Source organism: Klebsiella sp. MBT K-1, assembly GCF_002556465.1.
Lineage (GTDB): Bacteria > Pseudomonadota > Gammaproteobacteria > Enterobacterales > Enterobacteriaceae > Klebsiella > Klebsiella grimontii.
In genome coordinates this window covers 46,275-59,727 of record NZ_PDEL01000025.1, presented here as the reverse complement: position 1 = coordinate 59,727, position 13,453 = coordinate 46,275, and the positions used below count along the sequence as shown (strand labels likewise).

16 protein-coding genes are annotated in these 13,453 nt (G+C 56.9%); 9 read left to right on the top strand and 7 right to left on the bottom strand.

Annotated elements, in window-relative coordinates:
• Positions 1-1,218, top strand: a 1,218-nt coding sequence (locus tag CMQ96_RS26780; RefSeq protein WP_141522410.1) for an FUSC family protein, incomplete at its 5' end; no start/stop codon positions are given.
• Here the strand turns inward: CMQ96_RS26780 and sodC are convergent.
• The 3 genes from sodC to CMQ96_RS26765 are packed head-to-tail and all read right to left on the bottom strand — an operon-like array spanning position 1,211 to position 2,997.
• Positions 1,211-1,732, bottom strand: coding sequence for a superoxide dismutase [Cu-Zn] SodC (gene sodC, locus CMQ96_RS26775; protein WP_049085879.1), 522 nt, complete (start codon positions 1,730-1,732; stop codon positions 1,211-1,213). The two genes, CMQ96_RS26780 and sodC, sit on opposite strands and share 8 nt — an antisense overlap.
• A gap of 59 nt (positions 1,733-1,791) precedes the next feature.
• Positions 1,792-2,688: an aldo/keto reductase family oxidoreductase gene (locus CMQ96_RS26770; RefSeq protein WP_049130936.1), complete on the bottom strand. Its 897-nt coding sequence runs from the start codon at positions 2,686-2,688 to the stop codon at positions 1,792-1,794.
• 48 nt (positions 2,689-2,736) lie between these two features.
• Positions 2,737-2,997, bottom strand: coding sequence for a DUF1289 domain-containing protein (locus tag CMQ96_RS26765; RefSeq protein WP_155551950.1), 261 nt, complete (start codon positions 2,995-2,997; stop codon positions 2,737-2,739).
• Positions 2,998-3,118: 121 nt separating this feature from the next.
• Here CMQ96_RS26765 and CMQ96_RS26760 point away from each other — a divergent pair, with 121 nt between their 5' ends.
• The 4 genes from CMQ96_RS26760 (at position 3,119) to rnt (ending at position 6,107) form a co-directional block, all read left to right on the top strand.
• Positions 3,119-3,718 carry a TetR/AcrR family transcriptional regulator gene (locus CMQ96_RS26760; protein WP_024357971.1) on the top strand — a complete coding sequence of 200 codons (600 nt, stop codon included), beginning with the start codon at positions 3,119-3,121 and terminating at the stop codon, positions 3,716-3,718.
• 53 nt (positions 3,719-3,771) lie between these two features.
• Positions 3,772-4,869, top strand: coding sequence for an alkene reductase (locus CMQ96_RS26755; RefSeq protein WP_098067578.1), 1,098 nt, complete (start codon positions 3,772-3,774; stop codon positions 4,867-4,869).
• A gap of 79 nt (positions 4,870-4,948) precedes the next feature.
• The gene (gene gloA, locus CMQ96_RS26750) at positions 4,949-5,356 is read left to right on the top strand and encodes a lactoylglutathione lyase (protein ID WP_004119471.1); all 408 of its coding nucleotides are present in this window, start codon (positions 4,949-4,951) and stop codon (positions 5,354-5,356) included.
• Between the two features lie 106 nt (positions 5,357-5,462).
• Positions 5,463-6,107 (top strand): ribonuclease T, encoded by a 645-nt coding sequence (gene rnt / locus CMQ96_RS26745; protein WP_024357969.1) that lies wholly within the window; start codon positions 5,463-5,465, stop codon positions 6,105-6,107.
• Positions 6,108-6,159: 52 nt separating this feature from the next.
• Here rnt and grxD read toward each other — a convergent pair whose 3' ends face one another.
• On the bottom strand, positions 6,160-6,507 hold the full coding sequence (gene grxD / locus CMQ96_RS26740; protein ID WP_004119469.1) for a monothiol glutaredoxin 4: 348 nt from the start codon (positions 6,505-6,507) through the stop codon (positions 6,160-6,162).
• 339 nt (positions 6,508-6,846) lie between these two features.
• Here grxD and CMQ96_RS26735 point away from each other — a divergent pair, with 339 nt between their 5' ends.
• Both CMQ96_RS26735 and sodB read left to right on the top strand, forming a co-directional pair.
• Positions 6,847-7,701: a C40 family peptidase gene (locus CMQ96_RS26735; RefSeq protein ID WP_024357968.1), complete on the top strand. Its 855-nt coding sequence runs from the start codon at positions 6,847-6,849 to the stop codon at positions 7,699-7,701.
• A gap of 121 nt (positions 7,702-7,822) precedes the next feature.
• Positions 7,823-8,404: a superoxide dismutase [Fe] gene (gene sodB / locus CMQ96_RS26730; RefSeq protein WP_004119467.1), complete on the top strand. Its 582-nt coding sequence runs from the start codon at positions 7,823-7,825 to the stop codon at positions 8,402-8,404.
• Positions 8,405-8,460: 56 nt separating this feature from the next.
• Here the strand turns inward: sodB and CMQ96_RS26725 are convergent, their stop codons facing one another.
• Both CMQ96_RS26725 and CMQ96_RS26720 read right to left on the bottom strand, forming a co-directional pair.
• Positions 8,461-9,627, bottom strand: coding sequence for an MFS transporter (locus CMQ96_RS26725; protein WP_024357967.1), 1,167 nt, complete (start codon positions 9,625-9,627; stop codon positions 8,461-8,463).
• A 165-nt stretch (positions 9,628-9,792) separates the two neighbouring features.
• Entirely contained in the window at positions 9,793-9,882 is a 90-nt protein-coding gene (locus CMQ96_RS26720; protein WP_049250536.1) for a YnhF family membrane protein, read from the bottom strand.
• Positions 9,883-10,178: 296 nt separating this feature from the next.
• Here CMQ96_RS26720 and purR point away from each other — a divergent pair, with 296 nt between their 5' ends.
• Positions 10,179-11,204, top strand: a complete 1,026-nt coding sequence (purR, locus tag CMQ96_RS26715) for an HTH-type transcriptional repressor PurR (protein WP_004119465.1) — start codon at positions 10,179-10,181, stop codon at positions 11,202-11,204.
• A gap of 18 nt (positions 11,205-11,222) precedes the next feature.
• Here purR and punR read toward each other — a convergent pair whose 3' ends face one another.
• Positions 11,223-12,134, bottom strand: a complete 912-nt coding sequence (gene punR, locus CMQ96_RS26710) for a DNA-binding transcriptional activator PunR (RefSeq protein WP_004119464.1) — start codon at positions 12,132-12,134, stop codon at positions 11,223-11,225.
• Between the two features lie 111 nt (positions 12,135-12,245).
• Here punR and punC point away from each other — a divergent pair, with 111 nt between their 5' ends.
• Positions 12,246-13,430 carry a purine nucleoside transporter PunC gene (gene punC / locus CMQ96_RS26705; RefSeq protein ID WP_098067577.1) on the top strand — a complete coding sequence of 395 codons (1,185 nt, stop codon included), beginning with the start codon at positions 12,246-12,248 and terminating at the stop codon, positions 13,428-13,430.
• Positions 13,431-13,453: the final 23 nt, after the last annotated feature.

The following is a 13,453-nucleotide window of genomic DNA, read 5'->3' as shown; positions in this document are numbered from 1 at the left end:
GCCCGCACCCGCGAGATTCTGGAGTCACTGCTTAACGAATTAGCGTATACAAACGCCGATGCCTTGAGCGTCGCCCGCATCATCGCCCCGCTGGCGCCGCCCGCGGATGCTGATTACCGGCATATCGCCTTCTGGAAGCGTCTGCGCTACTTTTGTCGTCTCTACCTGGTGAGCAGCCGCTGGCTCACGCGCATCGAAAACGCCACCGCGGTGACTGAATTTAACGTGCCTTCCGCGCCAGCGCTGGCCCGCCATACCGACCAGGCCGAAGCCTTGTGGAACGGCGTTCGCACTTTCTGCGCGCTGGTAATGGTCGGCGCATGGGGAATTAGCACCCAGTGGCAGGCCTGCGCCGCAGCTCTGACCCTGGCGGCTATCTGCTGCGTCCTCTATTCGGTCTCTCCTTCACCGTTTAAGTCCTTAACGCTGTTGATGCGCACCCTGATCCTGCTTTCGCTCTTTAGCTTTGTTGTGAAGTTTGGCCTGATGGTGCAGATCACCGATTTATGGCAGTTTCTGTTGTTCCTGTTTCCGCTGCTGACGACCATGCAGCTGCTGAAGCTACAGATGCCTAAGCTCGCCGGACTATGGGGTCAGCTGATTGTCTTTATGGGGTCGTTTATTTCGGTCACCAACCCGCCGGTCTACGACTACGCGTCGTTTCTTAACGATAATCTGGGGAAAATCATTGGCGTAGGCCTCGCCTGGCTGGCGTTCGCCATTATCAGCCCGGGTTCGGACGCGCGTAAAAGCCGCCGCCATATCCGTGCGTTACGGCGTCACTTTGTTGACCAGCTCAGCCGCCGCCCGCAGCACAGCGAGCACGAATTTGAATCGCTGGTTTACCACCATATTAGCCAGCTCAGCAATAGCCAGGATGCGCTGGCGCGCCGCTGGCTGCTGCGCTGGGGCGTGGTGTTGCTCAACTGTTCCCACGTGGTGTGGCAGCTGCGCGAGTGGGAAACCCGTTCCGACCCGCTATCGCAGGTGCGTGATTTATGTATCAGCCTGCTGCGGGATGTAATGAGCGAGCGCGGGGTACAGCAGCGCCCGCTCGCCTCTACGCTCCAGGAGCTGCAGCGCATCTGCGACGCGCTTAATCACCACCACCAGCCGGCGGCCAAAGAGCTGGCGGCGGTTATCTGGCGGCTATGGTGCGCGCTGTCGCAGCTGGAGCAGGCGCCGATTGCCGGAACCCTGACGGAAAGAACTACTTAATCACGCCGCAGGCAAACCGCTCGCCGCCTCCACCGAGGGGCTGCGGGCTGTCGGACATATTATCGCCCCCCACGTGAATCATCAGCGCCTTGCCTTTCACCTCATCCAGCGTTTTTAAACGCGGTGCCACTACCGGCTGGGTGGCTTTACCGTCGTTGTTGACCACCAGGAATGGCAGATCGCCGAGATGCCCGGCGCCGTCAGGACCTTCATGCTTTCCGGTTTTTTGCGGATCGTAGTGCCCGCCGGCTGCGCCAGCGGCGACGGCTTTGCCCTCTTTAATCGCGGGCTGGCAGCTGCCGTTGGCGTGGATATGGAAGCCGTGCTCGCCGGGAGGCAGCGCCTTCAGGTCTGGCGTAAACTCCAGACCTTTCTCGGTTTCGCTGATTTTAACGCTACCGATAGCCTGACCGACGCTCTGGCTGGTAACAAGATTGATATCGACGCTTTCACTGGCCGCCTGCGCGCCTGCGCACGCGGCCAGGGTAAGTATGGCGAGAATACATCGTTGCATAACACCTCCTTAATGGCTCTATCGCTACTAAGTGTAGGCCATTGCTGAGGTGTCGGTGTCTACGGAACGTCGTAGCCTAACGCCGCTTTACGAATGCGGAACCACTGCTGGCGGCTCATGTTTAGCTTTTCAGCAACCACCGCGGAGCGCACGCGCTCGATTTTGCCTGAGCCGATGATCGGCAACGGCTGCGATGGCAGACGCAGGATCCAGGCGTACACCACCTGCTCAATGCTCTCCGCATTTAGCTCCTGAGCAACGCGCGCCAGCTCATCGCGCAGCGGCTGGAAGCTGTCATCGTTAAATAAACGTCCGCCGCCGAGGCAGGACCAAGCCATCGGCCGGATACGCAGCTGCTGAAGCTGATCCAGCGTACCGTCCAGCAGCAGCGGCTGATGGACCGGGGAAATTTCCACCTGGTTGGTCGCGAGCGTAAACGGGAGGCGCGACTGCAGCAGGGTAAACTGGGCGGGAGTAAAGTTAGATACGCCGAAGTGGCGAACTTTGCCGCTATGGTGGAGGGCAAGGAACGCCTCCGCGACTTCATCCGCATCCATCAGCGGGTCCGGACGATGGATTAGCAGCAGATCAAGATGGTCGGTTGCCAGATTACGCAGCGACTGTTCGGCGCTGAGAACGATATGGTCGCGGTCGGTAATATAGTGGCCGATGGTGTTTTCCGCCCGCGCTTTAGTGGCTATCCCGCATTTGGTGACAATTTCCATCCGGCTGCGCAGATGCGGAGCCAGCTTTAGCGCTTCGCCAAACGCCGCCTCACAGCGATAGTCGCCGTAAATATCGGCGTGATCGATAGTGGTGACGCCCAGATCCAGGTGTTGCTCAACAAAGCTCACCAGCGCTTTCGCGGACATATTCCAGTCCATCAAACGCCAGTAGCCCATCACAAAACGAGAAAATTCCGGCCCCTGCGGAGCCATAGCAATACGCTGAACCATAACAGCTTCCTCAACAAAAATGTGCCCTGAGTATACGCAATTTTATGCTTAAAACAGTGAGGGTTGCTGCGGTTCTTCCGCACTATCCTGCTTAGCCGCGCGTAATTTGCGCAGCCGCCGCTGGCGACACAGACGCAGAACCTCCTGCTTTTGCGCATCGCTCATTTTCTGCCAGTTGAAACGCTCGTCGCGGCTGCGCATGCACCCCCGGCAGTAGCCACGTTCATCAGACTGACAAATCCCCCGACACGGACTTTGCACCGGGAAGAACTCCAGTTGTTCAGCCACTTCGCCTCTCCTGCCGCTCATCTCTTTCTTTATTGAAGACGTTTCATTCGCCGTACGCAAATTTTGTTCATCGCCCTCTGCGCCAGGCGGCATTTTTAATTATGACTTGCATTAGACCAATCGGTCTATTACAGTGAGCGCTATGAACAAGCACAGTGAATGCAACACCCGCGAACATATCCTGGTCACCGGCGAGCAGCTCTGCATGCATCGGGGATTTACCGGCATGGGGCTGAGTGAACTGCTGAAAACAGCGGAAGTGCCGAAAGGCTCTTTCTATCACTACTTTCGCTCAAAAGAAGCCTTTGGCGTTGCGCTGCTCGAGCATCATTACGCCGGATACCTTCAGCGCCTGGTGGAGCATTTTGACCACGGTCAGGGAAACTACCGCGATCGCCTTTTGGCCTATTATCAGCATACGCTGACGCAATTTTGCCAGCAGGGCATTATTAGCGGCTGTCTGACGGTGAAGCTGTCGGCGGAGGTCTGCGATCTGTCGGAAGATATGCGCGCCGCGATGGATAAAGGCGCCAGCCAAATCATTATCCTGCTGGGCGATGCGCTGGAGAAAGGCCGTCAGGAAGGCAGCCTTGAGTTTGACGGCGACGCGTTCACCCTTTCCCAGGTGCTCTACTCCCTGTGGCTGGGGGCGAATCTGCAGGCCAAGATTACGCGTAGCGCAACGCCGCTGGAAAGCGCCCTTGCCCACGCTAAAAATATTATTGCTGCGCCTGGCGTTTAACAGGCGTTTTTATTTCATCAGTTTCAAGACGACCGGTCTACTCAGGAGTCATTATGTCAGAATCAAAGTTGTTTACCCCGTTGAAAGTAGGTGCGGTAACCGCGCCCAACCGCGTATTTATGGCTCCGCTGACGCGTCTGCGCAGCATTGAACCGGGCGATATCCCTACCCCGCTAATGGGTGAATACTACCGTCAGCGCGCCAGCTCCGGCCTGATTATTTCCGAAGCCACCCAGATCTCCGCTCAGGCTAAAGGCTACGCGGGCGCGCCTGGTCTGCACAGCCCGGAACAGATTGCCGCGTGGAAAAAAATCACCGCCGGCGTACACGCCGAAAACGGGCGTATTGCCGTTCAGCTGTGGCACACCGGGCGCATTTCGCACAGCGGCATCCAGCCTGGCGGCGCCGCCCCGGTGGCGCCGTCGGCCATTAGTGCGGGTACCCGTACCTCGCTGCGCGATGAAAACGGCCATGCTATTCGCGTCGACACCTCGATGCCGCGCGCGCTCAACACCGATGAGATCCCGGGGATCGTTGATGATTTCCGTCAGGCGGTAGGCAACGCCCGCGATGCCGGTTTTGATCTTGTCGAACTGCACTCCGCGCACGGCTACCTGCTGCACCAGTTCCTTTCCCCCTCTTCCAACCACCGTACTGACCAGTACGGCGGCAGCGTGGAAAACCGCGCGCGCCTGGTGCTGGAAGTGGTTGATGCGGCAAGTAAAGAGTGGAGCGCCGACCGTATCGGTATTCGCGTTTCGCCTATTGGCAGCTTCCAGAACGTCGATAACGGTGCGAATGAAGAGGCCGACGCGCTCTATCTGATCGAAGAGCTGGCCAAACGCGGCATCGCTTACCTGCACATGTCCGAGCCGGACTGGGCCGGCGGCCAGCCGTACAGCGATGAGTTCCGTCAGAAAGTGCGCGACCGTTTCCCCGGCGCCATTATCGGCGCTGGCGCCTACACGGTCGAAAAGGCAAACGATCTGATCGGTAAAGGCCTGATCGATGCCGTGGCCTTCGGTCGCGACTACATTGCCAACCCGGATCTGGTCGCGCGCCTGCAGAAAAAGGCCGCTCTGAATCCACAGCGTCCGGAAAGCTTCTACGGCGGCGGCGCGGAAGGCTATACCGATTACCCGACCCTGTAATCCCTCCATTGATAGCGGCGGGTTATCGCCGCTATACTCAACGCTCTGCTGTATCAACATAAACTGCATAGGGGACATTATGCGCTTACTTCACACCATGCTGCGCGTTGGCGACCTGCAACGTTCGATTGAGTTTTACACCAACGTGCTGGGCATGAAACTGCTGCGCACCAGCGAAAACACGGAGTATAAATACTCGCTGGCATTCGTGGGTTACGGCGAAGAGAGCGATACCGCCGTGATTGAGCTGACCTACAACTGGGGCGTTGATAAGTACGATCTCGGCAGCGCTTATGGCCATATCGCGCTGAGCGTTGAAAACGCGGCGGAAGCCTGCGAGCGTATTCGCCAAAACGGCGGCAACGTGACGCGTGAAGCCGGTCCGGTGAAAGGCGGTACCACCGTTATCGCCTTCGTCGAAGATCCGGATGGTTATAAAATCGAACTGATCGAAGAGAAAGACGCCGGTAAAGGCCTCGGCAATTAATCTGCTCGGGCACCCGCGGTGCCCGCTGTTTTATCCCCCTGCCTGCTGCAAGGCGCGGCAAAATTTGCCATAATGCGCGCTACTTTTTTCCAGCTAAGAGAATCTGATGTCCGAGAACGTTCAACTTAATGGTCTGTGCGACCGTTTTCGCGGTTTTTATCCTGTGGTAATCGATGTTGAAACCGCCGGATTTAATGCCAAAACCGACGCCCTGCTGGAGATCGCCGCTATTACGTTGAAAATGGATGAAGAAGGCTGGCTGATGCCGGACGAAACGCTGCATTTTCATGTTGAACCTTTTGAGGGCGCCAACCTGCAGCCCGAAGCCCTGGCTTTTAACGGTATTAACCCCCACGACCCCGAACGCGGCGCGGTGAGCGAATACGATGCGCTGCACGCGATTTTCAAAATGGTCCGTAAAGGGATGAAAGAGAGCGACTGCAGCCGCGCGATCATGGTTGCGCATAACGCCACGTTCGATCACAGCTTTACCATGGCGGCGGCAGAGCGCGCAGGGCTGAAACGTAATCCGTTCCACCCGTTCGTCACCTTTGATACCGCGGCCCTGAGCGGCCTGGCGCTGGGGCAAACGGTGCTGTCGAAAGCCTGTATTGCCGCAGGGATGGCGTTTGATGGTACCCAGGCGCACTCCGCGCTATACGATACCGAACAAACCGCCCAGCTGTTCTGCGAAATCGTCAACCGCTGGAAGCGTCTCGGCGGCTGGCCATTACCGATGGCCGAAGAATAAACGATAAAAAAAAGCGACTTCATCGGAAGTCGCTTTTTTAATAGCAGCAGAATTACTCCGCTTTCGGCTCGTCAGTTTTATACTTAGCGGCCGTTTCTTTGATCAGCTGCTGCAGTTCGCCGCGCTGATACATTTCAATCACGATGTCGCAGCCGCCGACCAGTTCGCCGTCTACCCACAGCTGCGGGAAGGTTGGCCAGTTAGCGTATTTCGGCAGCTCTGCGCGGATGTCCGGGTTTTGCAGGATATCGACGTAGGCAAAACGTTCGCCACAGGCGGAGAGCGCCTGAACGGCCTGCGCGGAGAAACCGCAGCTTGGCAGTTTCGGTGATCCTTTCATGTACAGCAGGATCGGGTTTTCAGCGATTTGATGTTGGATTTTTTCTAAAGTCGTGCTCATTGTCGTGCTTCCTCAAACTTCTCTACGGCAGTAATTTGTCATTGTAGCGCCCTGAACGCAGGACCGATAATAACATTTTTTTCACTTGCCACATTTTATCTTCTGTCGGCCAAAGTTGCCTCAAAAATATCATTTTATTGCTATACGCGGCAACGCGTTGCGCGTTTTTCAAGCGTCAGGGGTGCTGACGGAAGCATTTTTTTGCAAATGTTAACCAAACGAGACTTTAGATACAAAAGAGTAGTAACTCTCCACGATTTTATGCTTTAGAATCGATGCGGTTTGTCATTCATCGTCAGGCATCTGTATATGTCTGTAATTTAATCAGGGGAGTGCTCAGTGGCGCGTCTTAATAAAATCGCGATTTCGCTCTGTGCATTACTTTTCACATCTATTTCACTTACGCCGCTGGCGCATGCTTCCGGGCATACGCACGCTTCGGCCGCGCCTAAAGCGCATCCGGCCAAGGGCACGACCGCGGAGCGTAAGAAAAAAGCAGTCAATTCCAAAAGTAAAACCGCCGCCAAAACCCCCAGCAAGAAAACGTCGACCGCCAGCCGCAGCAAATCAACCGCGTCACGCCAGACCGCCAGCGTCACCAAAAAATGCGTCCTGCGCAAAGGCTATAAAAAACTGTGCGCCAGCTCGACAAGGTCAATAGCGGAAAGCAAGATGGCAACGGCGAGCGTGCAGAAAAAGTGCGTGGTGCGTAAAGGCTATAAAACCCGCTGCAAACCCATCGCCGATGAGCCGCAGTTGACTATCGCCGATGCGCATAAGGCGCGGGTACAAAAAGCGCAAAGCACCGCGATGTCAAAGCTGATGGATCAGATTGGTAAGCCCTATCGCTGGGGCGGTACTTCCCCGCGCACCGGGTTTGATTGTAGCGGCCTGGTCTATTACGCCTATAAAGATCTGGTTAAAATCCATATTCCACGCACCGCCAATGAGATGTATCACCTGCGCGACGCCCGTCCGGTGGATCGCGGCGAGCTGCAGAGCGGGGATCTCGTCTTTTTCCGCACCCGCGGGCGCGGGACTGCCGATCACGTCGGCGTTTACGTTGGCAACGGCAAATTTATCCAGTCTCCGCGCACCGGCCGCGATATTCAGATCACCTCATTAAGCGACGATTACTGGGTACGCCACTACGTCGGCGCGCGTCGCGTTATGACGCCGAAAACCATTCGCTAAATATGCCTTGCCGCTTGGGCGGCAGGGTAACTCTCTCTTTTGCCACATCTTTTAATTTGCTACTATTACCCTGCGTAATACATGGTTATTGCGCGTACAAACTATAAAAAGGAGAGTAGCAATGTCGTTCGAATTACCTGCATTACCATATGCAAAAGACGCCCTGGCGCCGCACATTTCCGCAGAAACCCTGGAATACCACTACGGTAAACACCACCAGGCCTACGTCACCAACCTGAATAACCTGATCAAAGGCACCGCGTTTGAAGGGAAAACCCTGGAAGAGATCGTGCGTTCTTCCGATGGCGGCGTCTTCAACAACGCCGCGCAGGTCTGGAATCACACCTTCTACTGGAACTGCCTCGCGCCAAACGCCGGCGGCGAGCCGCAAGGCGAACTGGCGGCCGCTATCGCTAAATCCTTCGGCAGCTTCGCTGATTTTAAAGCCAAATTCACCGACGCGGCGGCAAAAAACTTCGGCGCAGGCTGGACCTGGCTGGTGAAAAACGCCGACGGTAGCCTGGCCATTGTCTCCACCAGCAACGCGGGTACGCCGCTGACCAGCGACGCGACTCCGCTGCTGACCGTGGATGTCTGGGAACACGCTTATTACATCGACTACCGTAACGCCCGTCCAAACTATCTGGAACACTTCTGGGCGCTGGTAAACTGGAAGTTTGTTGCCGCTAACCTGGCAGCATAAAAGCAAACCGCAGATGCCTTTCGGCTTCTGCGGTTATTCTCTCACAGCACGCGATCTTAACGGTTGGCGAACGCCTCTTCCGGCTGCGCCCGCCCGCTGAACAGCACCAACAGCAGCGCAACGCCCGCGATAATCGCCCCCATCACCGGGACAAACGCATAGCCGAGGCCGCCGCTAATGACTGCGCCTCCCGCCGCCGCTCCCAGCGCGTTTCCAAGGTTGAAAGCCCCGATATTGACCGACGACGACAGCCCCGGCGCTTCGTGGGCCACGCGCATCACCCGCATCTGCAAAGGCGGCACCACCGCAAAGGTCGCCGCGCCCCAGACCACCATGCTGATTGCCGCGCCCACCTGCGATTGCGCCAGCAGCGGGATCGCCAGCATGATAACCATCAGCAGCAGCAGAAAGCCCTTCAGCGTCCCGGAAACGGAGCGGTCAGCAAATTTACCGCCAAGATAGTTGCCCAGCGAAAAGCCCACGCCGATCAGCACCAGCATCGCGGTGACAAACAGCGGAGAGGCGTTGGTAATGGTATGCAGAACCGGGGAAATATAGGTATAGAGCGTAAACATCGCCCCTGCCCCCAGCACGGTAGTCAGCAGCGCCGACAGCACCTGCGGGCGCATCAGCACCGAAAGCTCCTGCTTCACATTTGGGCGCTCGCCGGCGCTGCCCTTCGGTAAGGAAAACCACAGGCCGATTATCGCCACCACGCCCAGCCCCGCCGTTGCAAGGAACGACATTCGCCAGCCGATGGTTTCACCCAACCAGGTTGCTGCGGGTACGCCGCCGATGTTGGCGATCGTCAGCCCCATAAACATCGTCGCCACCGCGCTGGCCTGCTTATGTTTTGGCACCACGCTTGCCGCCACCACCGAGCCCAGGCCAAAGAAAGCGCCATGGTTAAGGCTGGTAATGATCCGCGACAGCAGCAGCGTGGTGTAATCCGGCGCAATGGAAGAGAGCACGTTGCCGAGGGTAAAAATCGCCATCAGAAAGATCAGCGCGTTTCTGCGCGCGCGGTGGGAGAGCAGCAGCGTCATCAGCGGCGCGCCAACCATTACGCCGATGGCATAGGCGCTAATCAGCATTCCCGCCGCCGGAATCGAAACGTCAACGCCTTTAGCGATAACCGGTAATAGCCCCATCGGGGAGAACTCGGTCGTGCCGATGCCAAAGGCACCGATCGCCAGCGCGAGCAGGGGAAAGTTGATTTTCATGCAGGGACTCCATCAGGCCGCCTTCCGCGACGGCATCTCATCAGAAGTCAAAAGCATGACATCAATCACAGAAAAACAAAAGTGAACGAAATGGCAAAAGATTTTTGCGAAAATGATAATAATAGGTGGAGTAAAAGGGAGAGCGGCCCCTCCCTTATCGCAGAACTAGTGCAGTACTGCGGTCAAACCTGCGGCAACAATCAAACCCAAAACAATAATCGTTGTTGTCAGCGAAAACTTTAAATTTATATCCATCAATTTTTCCCCGTGATTATCCCCACATGAAAAGTGAGCTTGCTCATTTTTACACAGAATAGCGTAAAAATCTTCCGAGATTTAGAGTGATGCACATTTTTGCTCTTCCCCTTTGCCCCAAGATCGGACAAAATCCCACGCTAATTTGAAAGCGTATCGGCCATTGACCCCTTCCTGTCGTTCTGTGTCGTTTTCCCGACGTGATGCCATGCTCAATTTTGGCGTCAGGGTGTGTACAGGCAAACGTTTACGTACCGATAAACAGACGATCAGGTCAAGGTCTGGAGTGAGAAGTAATGGCAACTATTAAAGATGTAGCGAAGCGCGCAAACGTTTCCACTACAACAGTGTCACATGTGATTAACAAAACCCGTTTTGTTGCGGAAGAGACGCGCAATGCGGTATGGGCGGCAATAAAAGAGCTGCATTACTCCCCCAGCGCCGTTGCCCGCAGCCTGAAGGTCAATCACACCAAGTCGATTGGTCTGCTGGCGACCAGCAGCGAAGCGGCCTATTTCGCTGAGATTATCGAAGCCGTTGAGAAAAGCTGTTTCCAGAAGGGCTACACCCTGATCCTCGGCAACGCGTGGAACGACCCGGAGAAACAGCGCGCCTATTTGTCAATGATGGCGCAGAAACGCGTCGACGGTCTGCTGGTGATGTGTTCCGAGTATCCGGAATCGGTGTTAAGCATGCTGGAAGAGTATCGCCATATCCCGATGGTGGTGATGGACTGGGGCGAGGCAAAAGCCGACTTTACCGATTCGGTCGTCGATAACGCCTTCGAGGGCGGCTATATCGCCGGACGCTACCTGGTTGAACGCGGCCATCGCGACATCGGCGTGATCCCCGGCCCGCTGGAGCGTAACACCGGCGCAGGCCGGCTGGCGGGTTTTATGAAAGCGATGGAAGAGGCGCAGATTAACGTCCCGGAAAACTGGATTGTACAGGGTGATTTCGAGCCGGAATCCGGCTACCGCGCCATGCAGCAAATTCTCGCCCAGCACCCTCGCCCAACGGCCATCTTCTGCGGCGGGGATATTATGGCGATGGGTGCCATCTGCGCCGCGGATGAAATGGGCCTGCGCGTGCCGCAGGATATTTCGCTGATCGGTTATGATAACGTGCGCAACGCCCGCTACTTTAGCCCGGCACTGACCACCATTCATCAGCCTAAGGACTCTCTTGGCGAAGCGGCCTTTAATATGCTGCTGGACCGTATCGTCAATAAGCGTGAAGTCTCGCAGTCGATTGAAGTCCATCCGCGCCTGGTCGAGCGCCGTTCCGTGGCCGATGGTCCGTTTGTCGATTATCGCCGTTAGCCCTGCTTGCGGCGTCGGTTATTCCGGCGCCCGCAGCCACTCCCGGTTTAGCGTTTCGCTATCGCCAAGATAATCCAGTAACCAGAGCAGCGCCGGCGAAGCGTCGCTTTGCTGCCACGTCAGGCAGCATGCGGCATCCGGGAAGGGGTTCTCCAGCTCCAGCGCCGTCCATTCGCCGCTATCCAGCCACGGACGCGCTAAATGCCCGGGCACCATACCGACGCACAGTCCGGCGGAGAGGCAGGTTTCAGAAGCATCCCAGTCCGGCACGACTACCCTCTTCTGGTTATCGAGCAGCCACGTGGTCCGCTTCGGCAGCGAGCGTGACGTATCCTCTCTGACCAGCGACGGCCAGTTGCGCAACACGTCATCGCTCAAAGGCCCCGCCATTTTTGCCAGCGGATGGTGGCTCGCAACGACGCAGTCCCAGCTCAGCATCCCCATATCGCGGAAGGCGTAGCGTCCCCCTACCGGAATGGAGCGCGTCGCGCCGATGGCTAATTCCACGCGACCGTCGGCGAGCGCATCCCAGACGCCGTTGAACACCTCCTGAAAGACGATCAGCTCGACGTCATCAAAATGGCGATAAAAATCAACGATCATCTGCCGCATACGCGTGGGTTTAACGATGTTATCAACCGCGATGGAGAGCTGCCCGCGCCAGCCGTTGGCGATCTGCTGGCACTGCTGGCGGGTGATCTGCATTTTTTTGATAACAGATCGCCCTTCCTGTAAAAACCAGACGCCGGCCGGCGTTAATTCCACATCCCGATGGCGGCGTTCGAACAACGGTACCGCCAGCCACTCCTCCAGCTGACGTACGGTATAGCTGACGGCCGAGGGTACGCGGTGCAGTTCCTGGGCGGCGGCGCTAAAGCTGCCGTTTCGGGCGACAGCATCGACAACTTCAAGCGAGTATTCAGACCACATTTTCTGCCTGCAAAATTTTTGAACTCATCTGACAAATATTAGCGTTTCACAAGCCTTAATGCACTCCCTACACTCTGCGCCATCGTACCTGCACAATAAAAAGAGAATGTTATGCAACAACCTGGGAAAGGATTTTTAGTCTGGCTGGCTGGCCTCAGCGTACTGGGCTTTCTGGCCACCGATATGTATCTTCCGGCTTTCGCCGCTATGCAACAGGATCTGAATACTTCCGCCGCCTCGGTCAGCGCCAGCCTGAGCCTGTTCCTGGCGGGCTTTGCGCTTGGGCAGCTCTTCTGGGGCCCCATTTCCGATCGCTATGGCCGTAAGCCGGTGCTGCTGAGCGGTCTGGCTATCTTTGCTGTCGGCTGCCTGGGGATGCTGTGGGTGCGCGATGCCGGCCTGATGCTGGCGCTGCGCTTTATCCAGGCTCTGGGGGTTTGCGCCGCCGCGGTGACCTGGCAGGCAATGGTAACCGATTATTACCCTGCGCAAAGAACCAACCGTATTTTCGCCGCCATTATGCCGCTGGTTGGTTTGTCGCCGGCGCTGGCGCCGCTGCTTGGCAGCTGGCTGCTGGTCCACTTCGAATGGCAGGCCATTTTTGCCGTTCTGTTCGCCATTACCCTGCTGCTGATGCTGCCGGCCCTGCGCCTGAAGCCTGCGAATAAACCGATCGTCAGCGTCCAGCAGAAGCTCACCTTCCTCGCCCTGCTGCGCTCGCGGGAATATAGCGGTAACGTGCTGATCTACGCCGCCTGTTCCGCCAGCTTTTTCGCCTGGCTCACGGGCTCGCCGTTTATCCTCCATGACATGGGCTACGGTCCGACCGTTATTGGCCTGAGCTATGTTCCGCAGACTATCGCGTTTCTGGTGGGCGGTTATGGTTGCCGCGCGGCGCTACAAAAATGGCAGGGGCAGCAAATTCTTCCCTGGCTGCTGGCGATTTTCGCCGTCAGCGTCGCCGCCACCTGGCTGGTTGGCCTGCAGGAGAACGCGACGCTTGTTGGGTTGATGATTCCGTTCTGCGCCATGGCGGTGGTGAACGGCGGTATTTATCCTATCGTCGTCGCGCAGGCCCTGAAGCCATTCCCGCAGGCGACCGGCCGTGCCGCGGCGCTGCAAAACACTCTGCAGCTTGGCCTCTGTTCCCTGACCAGCCTGCTGGTCTCCACGCTGATTGCCACGCCGCTGCAAACGACCACCAGCGTGATGCTGGTTTCCATCGTGCTGGCCGGCATAGGCTACCGCATGCAGTATAAAGCCGCGCATCCGGCAACAGAATCGTCACATGCGTAAGCTATTCTACTGATAGTTATAGA